16 protein-coding genes are annotated in these 18,755 nt (G+C 60.4%); 14 read left to right on the top strand and 2 right to left on the bottom strand.

The features are described 5' to 3' along the window. The first annotated feature begins 167 nt into the window (after positions 1–167). Genes ACVZUB_RS32010 through ACVZUB_RS31995 form a run of 4 tightly spaced genes read left to right on the top strand, consistent with a single transcriptional unit; the run spans position 168 to position 4,674 of the window. Entirely contained in the window at positions 168–857 is a 690-nt protein-coding gene (locus ACVZUB_RS32010) for a nitroreductase (protein ID WP_064442777.1), read from the top strand. Between the two features lie 54 nt (positions 858–911). Beyond that, positions 912–2,513, top strand: a complete 1,602-nt coding sequence (locus ACVZUB_RS32005; protein ID WP_076948895.1) for an acyl-CoA synthetase — start codon at positions 912–914, stop codon at positions 2,511–2,513. Then, positions 2,510–3,259: an enoyl-CoA hydratase-related protein gene (locus ACVZUB_RS32000; protein WP_064442779.1), complete on the top strand. Its 750-nt coding sequence runs from the start codon at positions 2,510–2,512 to the stop codon at positions 3,257–3,259. Before ACVZUB_RS32005 ends, ACVZUB_RS32000 begins: the two co-directional genes overlap by 4 nt. A gap of 29 nt (positions 3,260–3,288) precedes the next feature. Next, a complete protein-coding gene (locus ACVZUB_RS31995; protein WP_198035750.1) occupies positions 3,289–4,674 on the top strand; it encodes an aldehyde dehydrogenase family protein in 1,386 nt (461 codons plus the stop codon). 238 nt (positions 4,675–4,912) lie between these two features. Here the strand turns inward: ACVZUB_RS31995 and ACVZUB_RS31990 are convergent, their stop codons facing one another. After that, positions 4,913–5,446: a TetR/AcrR family transcriptional regulator gene (locus tag ACVZUB_RS31990; RefSeq protein ID WP_179090799.1), complete on the bottom strand. Its 534-nt coding sequence runs from the start codon at positions 5,444–5,446 to the stop codon at positions 4,913–4,915. Between the two features lie 223 nt (positions 5,447–5,669). Between ACVZUB_RS31990 and ACVZUB_RS31985 the strand changes: the two genes are divergently transcribed. The 9 genes from ACVZUB_RS31985 (at position 5,670) to ACVZUB_RS31945 (ending at position 15,424) form a co-directional block, all read left to right on the top strand. Then, a complete protein-coding gene (locus tag ACVZUB_RS31985; protein ID WP_217019139.1) occupies positions 5,670–7,295 on the top strand; it encodes an ABC transporter substrate-binding protein in 1,626 nt (541 codons plus the stop codon). Further along, the gene (locus ACVZUB_RS31980) at positions 7,288–7,983 is read left to right on the top strand and encodes a nitroreductase (RefSeq protein WP_076948899.1); all 696 of its coding nucleotides are present in this window, start codon (positions 7,288–7,290) and stop codon (positions 7,981–7,983) included. Before ACVZUB_RS31985 ends, ACVZUB_RS31980 begins: the two co-directional genes overlap by 8 nt. Before the next feature lie 90 nt (positions 7,984–8,073). Then, entirely contained in the window at positions 8,074–9,270 is a 1,197-nt protein-coding gene (locus ACVZUB_RS31975; RefSeq protein WP_076948900.1) for a CaiB/BaiF CoA transferase family protein, read from the top strand. Beyond that, on the top strand, positions 9,270–10,139 hold the full coding sequence (locus ACVZUB_RS31970; RefSeq protein WP_076948901.1) for a MaoC/PaaZ C-terminal domain-containing protein: 870 nt from the start codon (positions 9,270–9,272) through the stop codon (positions 10,137–10,139). Before ACVZUB_RS31975 ends, ACVZUB_RS31970 begins: the two co-directional genes overlap by 1 nt. A gap of 527 nt (positions 10,140–10,666) precedes the next feature. Further along, positions 10,667–10,831, top strand: coding sequence for a hypothetical protein (locus ACVZUB_RS31965; RefSeq protein ID WP_156888993.1), 165 nt, complete (start codon positions 10,667–10,669; stop codon positions 10,829–10,831). 285 nt (positions 10,832–11,116) lie between these two features. After that, entirely contained in the window at positions 11,117–11,425 is a 309-nt protein-coding gene (locus ACVZUB_RS31960; RefSeq protein WP_143541236.1) for a hypothetical protein, read from the top strand. A gap of 28 nt (positions 11,426–11,453) precedes the next feature. Next, the gene (locus tag ACVZUB_RS31955; RefSeq protein WP_076948903.1) at positions 11,454–11,714 is read left to right on the top strand and encodes a ribbon-helix-helix domain-containing protein; all 261 of its coding nucleotides are present in this window, start codon (positions 11,454–11,456) and stop codon (positions 11,712–11,714) included. Then, positions 11,711–11,950, top strand: coding sequence for a toxin (locus ACVZUB_RS31950; RefSeq protein WP_076948904.1), 240 nt, complete (start codon positions 11,711–11,713; stop codon positions 11,948–11,950). Before ACVZUB_RS31955 ends, ACVZUB_RS31950 begins: the two co-directional genes overlap by 4 nt. A 939-nt stretch (positions 11,951–12,889) precedes the next feature. Next, positions 12,890–15,424, top strand: a complete 2,535-nt coding sequence (locus ACVZUB_RS31945; RefSeq protein ID WP_482628606.1) for a cutinase family protein — start codon at positions 12,890–12,892, stop codon at positions 15,422–15,424. Between the two features lie 337 nt (positions 15,425–15,761). Here ACVZUB_RS31945 and ACVZUB_RS31940 read toward each other — a convergent pair whose 3' ends face one another. After that, a complete protein-coding gene (locus ACVZUB_RS31940) occupies positions 15,762–16,607 on the bottom strand; it encodes a hypothetical protein (RefSeq protein ID WP_143541238.1) in 846 nt (281 codons plus the stop codon). A gap of 460 nt (positions 16,608–17,067) precedes the next feature. Between ACVZUB_RS31940 and ACVZUB_RS31935 the strand changes: the two genes are divergently transcribed. Further along, positions 17,068–18,741: a SulP family inorganic anion transporter gene (locus ACVZUB_RS31935; protein ID WP_482628605.1), complete on the top strand. Its 1,674-nt coding sequence runs from the start codon at positions 17,068–17,070 to the stop codon at positions 18,739–18,741. Positions 18,742–18,755: the final 14 nt, after the last annotated feature.

The following is an 18,755-nucleotide window of genomic DNA, read 5'->3' as shown; positions in this document are numbered from 1 at the left end:
GATTGATCTAGAAGAACTAATTCTGTTGCGCCAGTAACTTACTGATGAAATCAGCAACACTTCAAGAACCCGTCGGAAGCCGCAGCTTCCGCGTCGAACATTTCACAACGGGTCCAACGCCCCATCTCCGGACGTCTGATCGTCCAGTCATCTACAGGAGTGTCATCGTGACCGAAGTACCCACCTTGCCTGTCCACACCGATCTGCGGTCCGTACTCGAGACGCGCAGCAGCTGCCGAGGGTTCCGACCGGACCCCGTTCCGCGTGAGACGATCAAACAGGTCCTCGAGATGGCGCAGCGCACTCCCTCCTGGTGCAACACCCAGCCCTGGCAGGTTTCGATCACCGAAGGGGAAAGCACCGAGCGCTTCCGGAAGGGACTCGCCGAGTACGTTCGAACGTCCCCGCAGGAGCCCGACTTCCCTTTCCCAGCAGAGTACCGGGGTGCGTACGGTGCGCGCCGCAAGGAATGCGCAATGCAGTTGTATTCGAGCGTGGGCATCGCGGCCGGTGATCGCCAAGCCTCGTCCGAGCAGACCATGAAGAACTTCGATCTGTTCGACGCACCCCACGTCGCGATCATCACCACCGACGAGGCACTCGGAGTTTACGGCGCGATCGACTGCGGCTTGTACATCAACACATTCCTGCTCGCCGCGCACAGCCTCGGTGTCGCCGCTGTTCCGCAGGCCGCTCTCGCCGGGAGCGCGCCTTACCTTCGCACCTTCTTCGACCTTCCCTCCGACCGCAAGGTGGTGTGCTCGATCTCGTTCGGCTATGCAGACGAATCCCACCCCGCCAACGGCTTCCGCACCGATCGGGCGGACATCGGAACAGTCGTGGACTGGGTGTCCTGAGCTGACGGCCCGCCGCTGCCCACGTCTTCGTTCCACTCGAGAAGGATCCCTCACATGTCGTTGAACCTTGCAGACCTCTTCGAAGCCGTTGTCGACAAACTTCCCGACCGCACCGCACTGGTCTGCGGCGATGAGCGTCGCACGTTCTCCCAGCTCGACCAACGGGCCAACCGACTCGCACACTACCTCGCCAAGCAAGGTGTCCAGGTGGGTGAGCACGTCGGCATCCACATGCGCAACAGCACCCAGTTCGTCGAGGCACTGCTGGCCTGCCTCAAGATTCGGGCGGTGCCGGTCAACATCAACTACCGGTACACCGAAGACGAGCTGACATACCTTTACAACAACTCTCAGATCGTCTCGTTGATCGTCGACAGCGAATTCGTTCCGATCATCGCCGGCACCCTCCCCGCCTGCCCTGGCATCAAGAACGTCCTGGTCTTCGGGTACGTGGATGACCCGACGTCGATACCCTTGCCTCTCAATGACTTCGACGACGCGATGCGGACCCACTCGACGGACCGGGACTTCGGCCCACGCAGCGATGACGACAGATTCGTCATCTACACCGGGGGCACAACCGGAATGCCGAAGGGAGTGGTGTGGCGACACGAGGACTTCTTCATGGCCGCACTCGCCGGTGGAAACCACGGAGGTGCCGCCTTCACCAACACCGCCGACCTCGCCGACGCTGTCGCAGCCAACTCCCACCCCATGGCGTTTCTGCTCCCGGCACCGCTCATGCACGGAGCCGCGGTCTACTCGGTGTTCAGCGGCTTCTTCAGCGGCGCAAAACAGGTTCTCATGCGCAGCTTCGAACCAGTCGAAGCGCTCCGTCTCATTCAGGACGAGCAACTGTCCTGCATCACGGTCGTCGGTGACGCGATGGCACGTCCGTTCACCGATGCGATAGCCCGCCACGGCTCCGACTACGACCTCACCTCGCTGACACTTGTCAGCTCCGGCGGGGCACTGTGGTCACGCAGCTCGAAGAACCAGCTTCTCGAACTGATGCCGAACCTGTTCTTGCGCGACGGATTCGGAGCATCGGAATCCGGGGTGGACGGCACACTCGAGATCGACGCGGACGGCAACATGCGCGTCGTGGGCAACCCCGACATGCTGGTCGTGGATGAAAAACTGCGTCCGATCGAGCCCGGCTCCGGCATGCTCGGATACATTGCCCGCGTCGGACACGTACCACTCGGGTACTTCAACGAGCCGGAGAAGACCGCAGAGACCTTCCCCGTGGTCGACGGGGTGCGGATGTCGATCCTCGGAGACATGGGCCGGGTCGAACCGGACGGCTCGATCGTGCTGCTCGGCCGCGGCTCGGTGTGCATCAACACCGGCGGCGAGAAGGTGTTCCCCGAAGAGGTCGAAGCTGCCGTCAAGAGTCATCACGCCGTGATGGATGCAGTCGTCGCCGGCACACCGAACGCCCGATTCGGCGAACAAGTCTCGGCTGTGGTGCAACTTCGCGAGGGCTTCGAAGATATCGACACCGATGAGATCGCCGAACATTGCCGGGCCTCGATCGCCGGGTACAAAATCCCGCGTTCGATCGTCGTCGTTCCCGCCATCGTGCGCTCTCCCGCCGGAAAGGCGGACTACCGCTGGGCTCGCGCTACCGTCGCTGAGGTGGTAGGCGCATGAGCGTAATCCAAGAACAGCACGGCAGGATCCTGATCATCCGCCTCGATCGGGAGAACAAACGCAACGCGATCGACCGCACCATGGCCGAGGGAATCGACGAAGCCCTCAACCGACTCGACGACGATCCGGCACTGTGGGCCGGAATCATCACGGGGACAACGACGATCTTCAGTGCAGGCACCGACCTGAGCGCGGGCGCCGACCTGAAAACCGAGCGCGGTGGCGAGTACGGGATCATCCGACGGGAGCGGAGCACCCCCCTGATCGCCGCCGTCGAGGGCCCGGCCCTCGGCGGAGGATTCGAAATCGCGCTCGCCTGCGATGCGCTCATAGCCTCCCGTACAGCGAGTTTCGGCCTCCCCGAGACCCGCCGCGGACTCGTCGCCACATCGGGCGCACTCTTCCGGGCCGCGCGGGCATTGCCACCGAACATCGCGCGAGAACTCCTCATCTCGGGCCGCACGCTGGACTCGGACCGGGCCTACCAACTCGGACTGGTCAACGAGGTGGCCCAGCCTGGATGCGCGCTCGAGCGGGCCATGGCGCTCGCCGAAGACATCTGCCTCTCGTCCCCGATGTCGGTAGGCGAGAGCCTGCGTGCGCTACGCACCCTGACCGCCGACGAGGACGCACTCGGATGGCAGGCCACCGAACGAGCGATCGAGGTCTTCCTCGCATCGGACGACATGAAGGAAGGCATCAGTGCTTTCTTCGAGAAGCGCCCGCCGCAGTGGCTCGGACACTGAGCCACTGGCACACGATGAGAGTCACGACGATGAGAGAACAGACGATGAACGAACTCGTATCGATCAATCCCGCCACGCTCGAAGAGATCGGGCGTATTCCGATCACGACCGAGGAGGAGCTGGATCAGGCCGTCCGGAACGCGGACTCAGCCTTCGCACAGTGGAAAACCGACCGCACATACCGGCAAGAGTTGCTGCACTCCTGCGCTCTCGAGCTGACACGCAGGAGCGCCGAGATCGTGCCCCTGCTGGTGAAGGAACAGGGCAAGACGGCCATCGAAGCCGGCGGCGAGATGTGGGTCAGCGCGAAAAACTTCACGCACGCGGCTCAGATCGATTGGGCTGACGAGGAATTCGGACCCGACGTCGTGGGACGAACCGCCCGGATACAGCGGGTGCCACTCGGGGTTGTCGCCGCTATCGTGCCGTGGAATTTCCCGGTCTTTCTGATGGTCGCGAAGATCGCACCAGCGCTCGCCGCCGGTAACACCGTCGTCGTGAAGCCGGCCGAGTCCGTCTCCCTTGTGGTGGACAAGGTCGTCGAGGTCCTTGCCGCGATTCTGCCGGAGGGCGTGATTCAGGTCGTCCACGGCGGGCCGGCCATCGGTAAAGCACTCGTCGAACACCCGTTGATTCGCAAGGTCACCTTCACCGGATCCACCGGAGTCGGCAAGTTGATCATGAAACAAGCAGCCGAGGCCATCACACCGGTCACTCTCGAACTGGGTGGCAACGATCCGGCGATCGTGCTTGATGACGCCGATATCGCTTCCACTGCACAATTTCTCGTGAACTCGGCCTTCTTCAATGCCGGACAGATGTGCGTCGCACCCAAACGTGCTTATGTACCGGAAGGCAAGGTGGACGAGTTTTGTCGGATCTTCTCCGAACTCATGGCCAGGCTCACCGTGGGTGACGGACTCGCACCCGGTACGGGGATGGGGCCTCTTCACAGCAAGGCGCAACTCGCCTTCGTGCAGGGACTGCTCGACAAGGCAGTGGCCGGTGGTGCCACGATCGTGGCCGGCGGAAAACCCGGCACCGACCTGCCGGGCTATTTCCTCGAACCGACATTGGTCTGCGGCGTCGACGATTCCGCCGAAATCGTGGCGTTGGAGCAGTTCGGTCCGGTCTTCCCCGTAGTCGCCTACAGCAGCCTGGACGAGGTGATCGCGACGGTCAATGCCCAGGAATTCGGGCTCGGAGCATCGGTATGGGGTGCTGACGAAGCTGCGGCGACCGCAGTCGCCGAGCGGATAGACGCCGGATCGGTGTGGGTCAACCAGCACAACGCGTTGGAGGTCGAGTTGCCGTTTGGCGGTACCAAGTCCAGCGGCTTCGGCAGAGAAGGCGGTCTCGCGGGCATCGAGGATTTCTTACAAACCCGCGTCATCAGCGTCAAGCATATTTCCTGAATCACAAAGCATTTGGGGTCGCTCTCACATCGAGCGGCCCCAATTTTGGAATCCGCTCATCCTTGGAATTGACATGTCTCTCCTCACCGACCGGGGTGCGGAAAGGTTCGATCAGCTGGAGTGGCTCACACCGGCACCAGTGCCTGGCAGACAAGCAGGATATTTGCGAATTGGGTCGGCATGAGCAGTGACTCACGATCTTTAGCGGCTCCCGGATAATGGGAGAATGCGCAGTCGCTCATTTTGACAGACCCGTGAGCATACGGACTGCCACCTCAGTGACGCGCTCGTCGAGCTGTTCTACCGGAATACCTGTCTCGCGACTCATCTGCTCACGAAAGATGGTGTAGCCGTAGTTCATTGCGGCAGTCATGACATGGGCTGCGACCGGATCAAGATCGGGGTGCAGATCCCCCTCTTTCTGATCGCGCTCGAGATCGGCCTTGCTGCGATCCAGCTGAGGGAACAGTCGTACATCAGGATCTCCGTCGAGCACGAGAAGCGCGGTAAGCTGCAAAGCTTCTTGTGCACGGATCGTCTCTTCCAGCACACGCGCGCGCCTCTGTGTGAACGGTAGCGCGCGGTCGGCCTGGAAAATCGCGGCTTCTCCCCAGCTGTGCTGGGCAATTGCAGCACGAAGTAGACCTCTTCTCGAACCGAAATACTGGTAGACCTGGCCGCGATTGACACCGGCCTCGTCCGCCACCTCCCGGAGGTTGATGCCCGCCAGCACACCGTCGCGCTCGAGCAGTCGTGTCACCGCATCGAGCATCCGTTGTTCAGTTGCCTTCCGGTCGCGAGACCTGCGCGAGCCACGGTTGTCCTCAGACTTCGGTAATTCGGTCATCGCCCCTCCTCTGGATCGAAACAACGCTAACAGTTCGCGAGCCTGGTCTTGACCCCTGAACCGAGTGGTCGAAAATCCTTGTGATGGAACCCCATTGCTGCTAGCGTTTCGTTAGTAACATTATGCTAGTTCACAGGCTGGAGGATCCATGCGCGTGTTCTTGCCGCTTCGACGAAGCGGTGCTCGATCCACTCGATTGATGATCGGCATCGCCCTGCTGACGATGACACTCTTGGCCTCGTGCGACTCCAGCGGCGCGGATCTGACGGAAACGCCTACGGGAGCTGTCGATAATGGGATCGTCGGCGGGCAGCAAACATCCACCGAACCCACCGGCGGCGGCACCGTGACGATGGCCGCCTATTCCAATGTCACCAACCTCGACCCGGCTAAGACCCCGGCGCTGGGCGCGACCGGTGGCAATGAAATGGCGGCTATCTACGACGTTCTGATGCGCTATGAGCCCACTTCCGGCACGTTCGTCCCACACTTGGCCGAGTCTTTGACTGTGTCATCGGATGGGTTGCAGTGGGTCCTGCAACTACGCGACGAGGTTACGTTCAGCGACGGAAATGATGTGACTGCAGCCGCGGTGATGTCGAGCATCGACCGATACACCAACGCAAACGGCCCCGGAAGCCAACTATGGAAGTCGAATGTCGCGTCCGCGGAAACCTCGGGACCTCGCTCGATCACGTTCACGCTGAAACAGCCGTGGACAGAGTTTCCCGCAACACTCGCCAGCGGTTACGGCATGGTCGTCTCCGCGAGCTCTGTCGCGGGTGAGCAATTCACTCCCATCGGAGCTGGACCCTTCACAATTGACCAATTCAGGCCAAATGAGGAACTCCGACTCAAGGCAAGACCGGACTATTGGGGCGGAAAGCCATATCTGGATGCTCTGCGCTTCGTCGGGTTGACCGGAGATACGGAAAAGATTGAGGCCCTCAATGTGAACGATGTCCAAGTTGGATTCATCCGTTCCTCTGAGGCGGTACAGCGCGCCCGGACGGAGGGTTATCCCGGATATATCGAGACGGTGCCCCTCGCCAGCGTCGTCATGATCAACAACCGTCCAGGTCGCCCCGGTGCCGATGTTCGCGTGCGTCAAGCCATTGCTCACGCCGTCAATTTGGACACTTTCAACGAACGCGTTGACAAAGGCGCTGGCCTGCCCGGATCCTCGATCTTCCCCGAGTGGTCCCCGCTGCACGGTGAAGTCAGCGGACTGGATTACAACCCAGAGGCTGCGAAACGACTCCTCGACGAGGCAAAGAGCGACGGATACGACGGACACTTATCGTTTCTGGGCATCGCCGCAGCGAAATCGCAGACCACTGCACTCGCGGTGCAGTCCATGCTCCAAGCGGTGGGCTTCACAGTCACACTGGAGCTGGAGAACAGCGCCGGCGATGTAACCAAAAGACTCAACGTCGCGCACGACTACGACATCAGCTATTCCGGCATCAGCTTGCCCGCTGCCGCACCCGTCAACAAACTGACATCAGCACTGAATAGTACGTCCAACAATAACTACCTGGGATATTCGAACCCACGCATGGACGCCTTGCTCTCTCAACTTCAGACAACAGATGCAGACTCGGATGCACGTCGAGAATTGCTCGAAGAACTTCAGGGCCTGGTGAACGAGACCGTCCCGTTCGTCACACTCGGCGCGGCGCCGACTTTCACTCTGTGGGCGGCCGGCGTTCACGGTATCGAACCAAGCATGGACTCCATCATGCTTTTTGGAAAGGCTTGGCTCAGTGCCTGATTCAGAGCTCCACACCACGGGACGTCCCGAAGTCCTGGACGCGATTCTGCAGGACCGACGAAGCTGCCGCGCCTTTCGCCCGGAGACAGTTCCCACCGATATCGTCGAGCGAATTCTCGAGATGGCACAGAAGTCGCCATCCTGGTGCAACACCCAACCTTGGCACGCCACCATCACAAGCAAAGACGCTACCGAGCGTTTTCGGCGTGGCTTAGTCCAACACGTGCGTAGTGGACCACATCAACCGGACTTTCCGTTCCCACATGCATACGAAGGTGAGTATCGCGCCCGGCGACGACACTGTGCGGCCCAGCTCTACGGCGCTCTGGGCATCGAGCCAGGTGACCGTGTCGCGTCAGTAGGACAAGCGATGAAGAACTTCGAATTTTTCGGAGCCCCTCACGTCGCAGTGATAACCACTGAGGACGCCCTCGGTGTGTACGGCGCGGTGGACTGCGGACTCTATGTCGGGACATTCCTGCTCGCAGCGGAGAGCCTCGGTGTCGCCTGCATTCCTCAGGCAGCGCTGGCCGGCTACGCCGAGTTCATCCGCGAATTCTTGGGACTGGACAACAACCGCAAGATCGTCTGCGCAATCTCGTTCGGCTACGCCGACGAAGAACATCCCGCCAATGGCTTTCAGACGACTCGAGAACCGGTTGCGAACGCAGCTTCGTGGGCGCATTAACTCGGCCCCACCCGCCGAGCCGAGAGCCCATCCGAGACACCTGACGACAAAATCCCACTCACGGCACGACATCGAAGGACGCTGAAGAACATGGCTGAACTACCCCTTGAAGGCATCCGGGTCCTGGACATCTCCTCGGTTATCGCGGCACCCGTCGCCACTACATTCCTTGCCGACTTCGGCGCCGAGGTCGTCAAGGTCGAGGAGCCGACCGCGGGCGACTTCCTCCGTGGAAATTCCGGCACCCCGGGAAAGCGCTCACTGCAGTGGGCGCAGGAGGGGCGAAACAAAAAGTCCGTCACCCTCGATCTGAGACAGGCCCGAGGGCAGCAAATTTTGCGTGAACTCATCCCCCATTTCGACGTGGTCGTCAGCAACCACCGCCTGCCCACGCTCGAAAAATGGGGACTGTCCCCCGAGTCGATGCAAGCAGTCAATCCGCACGGCGTCTTCGTCTTCGTCACCGGCTACGGTCTGACCGGACCTTATCGAGATCGGGGTGCATTCGACAGGATCGCCAGCGCATTCTCCGGGCTCACCTATGTGAGCGGTGAACCCGACCGCCCGCCGGTGCGAACAGGATTCGCGATGATCGACTATATGGCCGCCTACCTGACAGCTTTCGCCACAGTGACTGCCCTGTACCACCGAGACGCCAACGGTGGACGGGGGCAAATCATCGACTCCTCACTCTACGAGGCAGGGTTCCGGGCCAGTGAGGATGCGCTGCTGTCCTACTCCTCGAATGGCATGACCCGGGAGCGAAGCGGTAACCGTAATCCGGCATTGGTTCCGGCGAGTGACTTCGATACTGCAGACGGCCGCCGGATTGCTGTGCACGCGGGAACCGATCCGCTGTTCCGCCGCCTCGCACAGGTCTTGGGCCGACCCGATCTTGCCGACGACCCGCGCTTCGCTACGCGCGCCGCGCGCGCGGAGAACCCCGAATACCTCTACAAGATCATCGGCGAGTGGGCAGCAGAGAAGAATGCCGATGAAGCAACCGAGATCCTCAGTGCGGTAGGCATTCCTGCATCTCCCCTCATGAACGTCGCCGACATCGCCAGCAACCCCCACTACCGCGAGCGGGGCACCATCGTCGATGTCGAGGATCCAGATTTCGGCGAAATTTCGATGGTTGCACCGCTACCGCACTTCAGCGAGACGCCGGGTCGCATCGAAACGCTCGGATGCGCATTGGGCGCCCACACGGACGAAATCTACCGAACCCTGCTCGGATTCAATGACGAGGACCTCACCGAACTACGGTCCGCAAAGGTGATCTGATGCCGATCGACGTCGCAGCCGCACTTTCGGTGAAACCCACCGTGCAGCGCCTGCAATGGACCAAACGGGACGTTTTGCTGTACCACCTGAGCATAGGCGCAGGATCTGATCCAACCGACCTCACCGAACAACGCTGGGTCTACGAGCGAAACCTGCAGGTACTTCCCACGTTCGCAATGGTTGCAGGAAAAGGGGTCTCGGCGCCGAGCACTCCGAATACGACGGCGCTACCAGGAATCGACGTGGCGCCCGCGAAACTCCTGCATGCAGGCCAGAAATTGGTTATTCACCGTCCAGTCGCTCCCGGAGACTCCGCCATGATTACAACGCGCATGATAAACGTGTCGGATCGAGGAAACGCCGCCGTCATCGAAATGGAATCCCTCGCAATGACAGCGAGCGGAGAGCCCTACTGGACCAGTAGAACAAGCATATGGGCCAAAGACGAAGGCGGGCAGGGCAAGAAGACCCCGTCGACCGAAACGCCAACAGTATTGCCCGACCGCGCACCAGATATGGTCATCCATCGAACAACCCGTCCGGATCAAGCCCTGCTGTACCGACTGAATGGTGGGAGGAATCCACTACATGTGGATCCAATATTCGCTCGGCAGGCAGGCTTCGAGCGGCCCACCCTGCACGGATTGGCGACATACGGGATTGTCTGCAAAGCACTGGTGGACGAGATACTAGGTGGGAATACCGCACGGGTAGGCAGTTTCAATGCTCGTTTCTCCAGCTATGTGTTGCCCGGTCACAGCCTACGAATCTCGGTCTGGAACGAGGGCTCTACGCTTTGGTTCTTCGCCACCTGCCCGGAGCGCGGCGATGTACCTGTACTGACACACGGCCGCATGATGCTCAGCTAGCGACACGAGTCCAGCTCCGCATTTCCAACAGAACTGTAAGGTTAAATGTGCTGTTCTTGGGAATCACTGATCCAACCGGTGTTTCTTCGCCAATGGTCACAAGACCGGGAAATCAAATGCTGCAACAAAATCCACTTCAGCGATCTGCCGGAATCCAGTGAGCAGGCAAACGAAAAGCAACGGCCCGGTATCCTTGTAGTAACTCCCAGCGAATACTGCTTACACGATCGATACTGACGTGGGTGGCCATTCTTTTCCGGTGATGCACTCGGTGCAGTCGAGGACTCCGACGAGAATCAGTCAGGTTGCGCGTGAGGTGATTCCGGCGTGGGTGCAATCTCTATGGTGGGCACTGCGGTAGACTTGAGAGTTAATCCGCGGGTGATGTCTTCGGCGTTAGTCATAGGTTAATTGCAATCCAATTAACCTGTTTCTACCGTTTTTAACTGGTTAATACGAACCTATTAACATGATCCGGATCACTGGGCTTTAGGTGTTCCCTCCCCTGCTCGGACCGACTTCCGATAGTGGTTCTCGTCCGGTTCGTCGCCTCGTCCGTGGTGTTCGATGAGCAATTGTGCTCCGTCGGCGCGGCCTGTGAGCGTGAGGAGTGTGGTGAGGGCGTCGGCTTCGCTGCACGCGAGGCACTGTCCGAGAGCCCTGTGGGTATCGGTATGGCTGAACACTTCTGAGAATCATCCGAGGGAGTCGACGAGTGCCGTGGTGTCCGACCAGATGGCTGCCCCATCGGATACCGGTTGGCGAGTTCGTGCGCTCTGCGGTCGATCTTCGACGGAACGGCCCCGCATCTGAACCAGTGGCCGTACGGCGAGGGAATCGGCTGAGCGTTCAACGTCTACATCATCGTGCTCTGTCTCAACACCGGAAAACCCATCGTCAGAAGCTGTCAGCAAACTGCATCGTGCATTTTATTTCCCCGTCGTTGGTTACGGGTTCACCGCAATTACCGTGTGGGGATGAACGGTGATGTTGATCCATCCGGTCTGACTTGCGGAAATCAAGCGGGACGAGTCTCCCGACTGGGTGATGTATCGATAGTTCATCGCCTGTTCGAAGAGGGAGTTGGCGAATCTGGCTTTCCTTTTGATGCGCGTGGCGACGGTCTCGGGATCTGTACCCGCCGTAACTTCTTCGGTGGCCTGTCGGAATATCTCGGTATTGGCTATCGTGCATTTTCGCCAGAAACTTTGGATCCCGCCGCGGTATCCGGACATGTAGAGCGCGGGCGTGTGACGACCGGCAGCGGGATCCAGAAACGTCCCTGATCAAGAATTTCGTATTACACTAATATCCATGACTCACGAAGCGATCAACGGACAGCCTGTCACCGACGACATGATCGAAGAATGGGCAGACGAAGCCGAGACCGGCTACGACGTCGAAAAGTTACGCAAGCGCGGCCGACCCACCGTCGGGGTCGGCCCCGGGGCCGTAGTGCCCGTACGTATGGACGCCGCACTGCTCGAGGCGTTGAACGCGCGCGCAGAGCAGGAACACGTCTCCCGATCCGAAGCGATCCGAGAAGCGGTGCGCGCCTGGACCCAGGTCGCGTGAAGGCACATAAATCCGCACTCAAACACGGAATCAACGAAAAGGCCGGGATCTACGCGGCAGAGCACCACGTGTATATCGCAGATCTGGACGACGACAACCCCGCGCGCCAATTCCGGCTGGGCTTCGACCCTGACGGCCGCCTCCTCGAACTAGTCGTCCTGCGCTTCGACAGCGGAAACGAACTGCTCATCCACGCCATGAAAGCCCGTTCCCACTACCTCGACCTCCTGCCATGATCCTTGCCGATCACCGCTCAGGATGAGGCCCGTCGCTGTTGCGTCGGAGTCTGGCCGTCGCCCAGCAACGGAGCCACCTGCCCGGCGGATCGACAGGATGGAACTGCGCCCTAGCCTTGCCGCGAAGAACCGGGCGTCGCCGTGCTGACGTGCACCGCGCACCCGGGGACAGAAACCCGCGCGCCGCTGTCGTCCACTGGCTAAGTCTCGGCTTTTCAGCTGCATAGGCCGGGGACTTTGATAACTCGTATCGTGCGGTCGCGGCGGAACACGGAGTACTTGCTGAACAGTTCCGTCGGGTTGAACGCTTGTCCTACGCGTTTGACGTTGTTGTTGCGCTGGTAGACCATTCGACCGATGACCCCAGCGATCGGCACTGTTCCACTCGCCGACCTTCTGGGGTTGATCCGTTATCGTCGGTGATGCGTTGACCTGTTGAGACCAAGACCGTTTTCGGGATTGCGGACAGAAGCGTTCCGTCTAGCAAGGAGGTTTCTCGGAATGTCCTTGCTTGCTTCGAAGCTTCGGAGTGTCTACCCGCGATGAACTCGGTTGGACATGGCCCACGGATACCGCGCATGACCGTAAGACCCTCGCGGATTCTCTCCACAGCACACCCGTCTTCGCATGTCTGAAGCAGGTAATTCAGCTATATGACGGCCTGAACCTGGTGTTTTCGCCAACACCATGCACCGTGTGCTCGCTCAGAATCTTCGTGCCGTGCCCCCATTTTTGGGGGCACGGCACGCGAGCGCTCTCAAAGTACTGTATTAATTCGTCCTAGACGAACCCAACTGGTCTGCCTTTGGTCTATACGACGGCCAAGACCGACGCACCGCCGTGGGCAAAGTGGGGAAGCGCCGATGTGGCTTGTACCCACCTCTCGGAGCCGACTCTTGCAGGACTACCCGATCTACCCCTGACATCTACGGAGTAGCAATGACCCTGTCTCCTCGCGGACGACTGCGCACTGCACGAGTGCCACGGCTTTTGGTTGTGCTCGGCGCTGCCCTGTTCTTGACCACCATGTTGGTCATCGCCCCCGGCGTAGTAGGTGGGCCCGCAGCGAATGCTGATCCCGGAGCGAGCGATTCGCTACCCCCGGTCACTGCGATTGCAGCCGGGGAAGGACATACCTGCGCGATCGCTGAGATAGGCACCGTCTACTGCTGGGGGACCAATGCTCAGGGTCAGTTGGGGGCGGGAATCTTCCAAAGCCAGTCGAACACGCCGGTCCAGGTCGCTGGAATCAGCGGCGTCACTGCCCTCACGGTGGGCTACGACCACAACTGCGCCATCGCCGGCGGCGGCGCCGTCTACTGCTGGGGATCAGGCGATAACGGCCAGTTGGGTGACGGAGCCAAAATGAACCGGTGGGCCCCGGTGCAGGTCGCGGGAATCACCGGCGCCACCTCGATAGCAGCTGGTGTCGTTCATACCTGCGCAATCGCAGGCGGCGGTGACGTCTACTGCTGGGGATCAGGCAATTACGGTCGGCTCGGGGACGGAACCGCTGACCCTTCCGACTATCTCGGAGCTGGCCAGGAACATCTGACCCCGGTGCAGGTGCCCGGGATCACCGGCGCCGTCGCCATCACCGTCGGCTGGTCTCACACCTGCGTGATCACCACCGGCGGCACCGTGCGCTGTTGGGGATACAACAGCGGAAGCCAAGTGCGTGCCGGCGACTGGATCGAACCGAGCCCGGTGCAGGTCGCCGGAGTCACCGGTGCCATCGACATCACCGCCGGCCTCAGCCACACCTGCGCCATCGTTACAGGCGGCATTGCCCGCTGCTGGGGAACAGGGAATTCCGGCCAGCTCGGTGACGGAAGCACCCAGGTCGCGTTGACTCCGGTGCAGGTATCGGGGATCACCGGCGTCACCGACATCACCGCCGGCGCCTTTCACAACTGCGCCATCACCGCAGGCATCGCCCGCTGCTGGGGCTCGGGCAGCAACGGCGAATTGGGCGACGGCAGCACCCAAGACCGGTGGTCCCCGGTGCAGGTCGCCGAGATCACCGGCGTCACCGACATCACCGCCGGCCGATACCAGCACACGTGCGCCGTCGTTACCGGCGGCGACGCCTACTGCTGGGGGTCAGGCAGTTCCGGTCAGCTAGGCGAGGGCAGCACCCAGGACCGACTGACCCCGGTGCAGGTCGGAGCGCCGCCGTCCAATGGGTGCGCAGGCACGACCTACTTCCTCGGCGTCCGGGGCTCAGGTGAAGATCCGCAACCAGGCTCCGGTGACGGAGATGCGAACGGCTCCCACCCCTCGGGAATGGTCCAACAACTCGCCGACGAATTCGGGCTGTTCTTCTACGGCGCCGACCGCCCCAATCGAGGCATAGGCACCCCGGTCGGAGCAGTGTCGGGGTATGTCGGCAAGAGCTCCCGTGACACGTTCGTTCCTCTGGGCATCGCCTACCCTGCCGTGGAAGTTGAGATCGGGGCCCTCGACTATCCGATCAACTACAGGTCCTCGGTCGACCTCGGCGCCGCAGGCGTGCATACGGTACTGAGTCGCCTCAAGTCCTACTGCGGCGCAGAGCTTCCGAAGGTGATATTGTCCGGCTATTCGCAAGGGGCGCACGTCATCGAAGACGCACTGGCCTGGATCAATGACAACGATCCGGCGCTCGCAGCGCTGGTGACGAAGACCGTCCTGATCGCCTCGCCCGTCCACAGGGCCTCCGGACCCGAGAACATCGGCGGCGCGAATACTGCAGGGGCGCTGGTACACACGAGGAAACCGGGAACCGACGCTTTCGTCAACGCACACCCCGGCGTCGTCACATCCATCTGCCGGCCAGGTGACCTGGTATGCGACGCATCCTTCGCCGACGGACTCAGCGACCCGACCACGTTCATCGGCATCAACCCGCAGAACGGCCTCGGCGCCAGAATCCACACTTCGTACGAACTCAGTGACATCGCCTGCCCTTACACGAGCCTGCAACAGTTCACCACCATCTGTGCCGCGAACTCAGCTCTCCAAGCCCTCGGTCGACCACTGAACACCCACACCGTCAGTACCCAACCCGGCACGAGCACCGACCTCGACCGGCAGTACTCGACCCGCCCAGGACAGAAGATCGACATCGTTTACACGGCGAAAAGCGGAGTCTCGACGGGAGTGTCGAAGATTGTCAACGTCTTCATGTACTCGGCACCCACCGATCTCGGAAGCTTCGAGATCGGAGACGACGGCTTTGCCGCTGGCACCATCACCATCCCAGCCAGCACCCCGCCCGGCCAGCACACACTCGTCTTGAGGCGCGGTGACGGTGAAACCTTCACCCGAGCAATCGTCGTCGACGCGGCAGCCGGCGAGCCTGCCAGCGCCCTTCTGCTCACTGTCGACGGTGATTCACCCGACTCCGAGCCGTATCCGGTAGATCCTGAAACACCAGAACCTCCTATCCCCGGATCGGGATCACTCGGATCCGGCTCGCTTGGCGGAAGTTAGGTTTCGTGCGCGGCGTGATGCACTCACGCCGCGCACGAAACCCATGAAACCAGTGCCCACCCTCTCGGCGGATAAAGTAGTCCCACAGATCGACCAACGGCGGGAAGACACGGGCCACGCTCTTAAAATATTCGGTCGATGTCACCGAAATCTGTGCCCCGCGGGTCTTCGAGTTGACCAACCGCTCTCGCTCGAAGCACGTTATTCCGTCCCGGCGAAAAATACACAGACAGAGTCAGCCGCGGCTGAACTTCCACTCTTCGCGCTGGCGGTCCCGCAACATCTGGCGGCACCACCATCGAGAGCTCCTTGCGGTGCATGAGGTGGCGCCGGCTCGTTACACGCTGCGCAGAGCGCGAGGATCGGGAAATCTCCGAGGACTCACGTCGCAAGTCCGGGACTCCTGCAGTGACTTCACGAGAGCAGGTGCGCCGATCACGACAACAGAAAAGGCGAACAACCAACCGACAAGTGTGACCATTACTCCCAACACACCAAATTGTTGTCCCGAGGTTTCGATCAATCTCGGGACCACCAACGGTGTTGCGAGTTGGAGGGTGATCAGACCTATGGACGTGATACCGCCGCAGGCGAAGAGGGTTGCTCTGCTGAAGTAATAAGGCACCAAAATCGCAGGAACACTGGACCAGACAGACCACCAGATAACGGATTGAAGAATGAGTGCCATGACTCGTGCCGTTGTGTCGTCAACGGACAGCGAGTAGCTCACGACGACGGCGAGCGACCCCCCGACGACGATTAGAATTGTGGCCAGCCATCTCCAGGCTTGTCGATAAGTCAATGTTGTTACGTGCCATATCTTTGCGTGGCATCGACCGAGAGCTCTGGCATATGACGTCGCGCTGACCATCAGCAGCAGAACACCAACGAACCCCAAAGCAACAGACGGTGTCGGGGAGTGCTTGAGCACCGCGGAAATTCCGTTACCGCCCATGCCTGGAACGACATCGGTCAGCCCGAGGGTGGACAGCGCCATCATGACGGGCAGAATCGAGGTAAAGGACTGTGCAGCCAACGTCATCGCGCGATCGATGATCCCGATATGAATCAAGTCGTGAATCACGTGAAATGTGGCATTCCATGGTTGTGACGCCCGCATCGCGACGAGGTGGTCATCGATTGTGCGCCGAATGATCTCTCGTTTCCGAAGTGATGTGTCCATATGTGATCCGTAACCGTCGGTGGACGTGACGTCCTGTAAGTACCGATAAGTGAACATAGTTGATAGCTGTGTTCGGGTGATCACCCGAACCGGACCTGTGTGGCTGATTGGTGAAGCGGATCGTGACATCGAAAAGTTGAACTCGTTCGCCGGAACAAAGCGCCCCTGCAGAAAAGTTGGACGCGCACGCAGTGTCGTCTGCTTGTTCTGTGTGTGCAAGATGGGTTCACCGTGGACAGAGAGGCCTTGCGGCGGTTTCAACGACCTGGAATTTTCACCCCAGTGGGGTGATGTTCGGAGATCGTCGAAACGGTAAATTCGAGGCGGCCGATGCCATGAAAAGTGCGAAACGAGCGGCTTCGAGAAGCCGGACATCAAGATTGCGTTGTTCACAAACGCTCGCTGGCATCGCACTGCCGTGACGAACATCTAACTCCGATACTCAGGACAGGAGAACCTCGTGCGTCTCCCCGTCGTGGGTTTGACCAGAAGTAACTGGCTGAGAGAGTTCTCTGCTGGGATCACATTGCTCGCAATATCCGTTCCGCTGAACATCGGATACGCGCAAATAGCGGGCTTGCCTGCGACTGCAGGGCTTTATGCATTGATCGTGCCGACGGTAGGTTTCGCGTTGCTCGTTTCTTCACGTCAAGTCGTGGCCTCGCCAGATGCTGCGGCGGCTGCGATGGTCGCATCGTCGTTGATGGGTATGGGTGCGGCAGGGAGTGGAAACTACACCCAGATGGCTGCTGCACAAGCGATTCTCGGCGGTGTGATGTTTCTGTTGTGCGCTGTGTTCAAGCTCGGTTTCTTGGCCGATTTCTTGTCGAAACCGATCCTTGTCGGATTCGTCGGCGGTTTGGCGTTGGACATCACCGTCAGCCAGGCGGCGAAGGTACTGGGTGTGCCGATCAACAGCGGCGGCGAATTCGGTGAGAAGTTGTTCGACCTCGTAAGCCATCTCGGTGAGGCGAACCTCTGGGCTATGTGCCTGGGAATCAGCTCAATTCTGATACTCCTCTGGGGGCGACGGATCATTGCTTCTGCTCCGTGGGCCTTGATGGTCATGATCGCGGCCACCGCCGCGTCTGTCCTTTTCGATCTTCAAGGCAAAGGGGTGTCGGTACTGGGAAAAGTCCCGGCTGGTCTCCCCACATTTTCGGTGCCAGTGCTCAGTTGGTCGACATGGCTCGCCCTGATCCCCTCGGCCATCACACTGACCGCTGTTGCCGTTGCAGAAGGGCTACTCGTCTCTCGGCAGTACGGCGAGAAGAACAACTACTCCACAGATCCGAACCGCGACCTCCTGGCATTCGGGGCGGCGAACATCGCATCGGGTTTTTCGTCCTCGTTCACCCTCGGTTCGTCGACGTCACGGACCGCAGCGATGGACGTCGCAGGTTCACGCACGCAACTGCCGAGCCTTGTCCTGGCCGTGGGAACCTTGCTGCTGCTTCTGTTCGGGACAGACTTGCTGGCAGACATACCGTCTCCGGCGATAGGGACGATCGTCGCCGTTGCAGTCTTCAAGCTCATCGGATTTCTTGATTTCAGGGAGCTGTGGACACAATCGAGGGCTGAATGCGCGATCGGCGCAGCATGTTTCGTCGGCGTCCTGGTCGTAGGTCCGATCGGTGGGATCACCTTGGCGTTCGTCCTGTCGTTGGTCAACCTTGCGCGCCGAGCAAGCAATCCCGCCGTCGATATTCTCGCCGAATCGGATGACCCGACCGTATCGCTGCTCGACGAGGTTGACGACGTGAGGGAGACGGCGCCGGGAGTGATCATCATGCGCTTCGCTGCGCCCATCTTCTTTGCCAACGGCTCGGTCCTAGCTGATAGAGCGCGCAATGCAGTCGAATCCGCACCGCATCCGGTGACTACATTCGTCCTGGACCTCGAAGCCGTCACCGACATCGACGTGACCGGCGCCGGCGCCCTGATAGCGCTGAGGGAATGGCTGCGTTCCCGCTCGGTGACACTCGGGTTCTCCCGAGTGCGGCCACCTCTACAGGAACGCTTCACACGATTCGGGTTGTTGGAATCGGCCCGCCTGTACCGGACGAATCGCGACGTAGTCAGTGCTTTTCGCATGGAATTCACCACGCCCGATGCGGACGTACCGGAAAGATGACGCAACGTACATCG

This window comes from Rhodococcus sp. OS5 (genome assembly GCF_056837585.1).
Note: the sequence above shows the minus strand (reverse complement) of the source record. Positions and strands in the feature narration are given on the sequence as shown.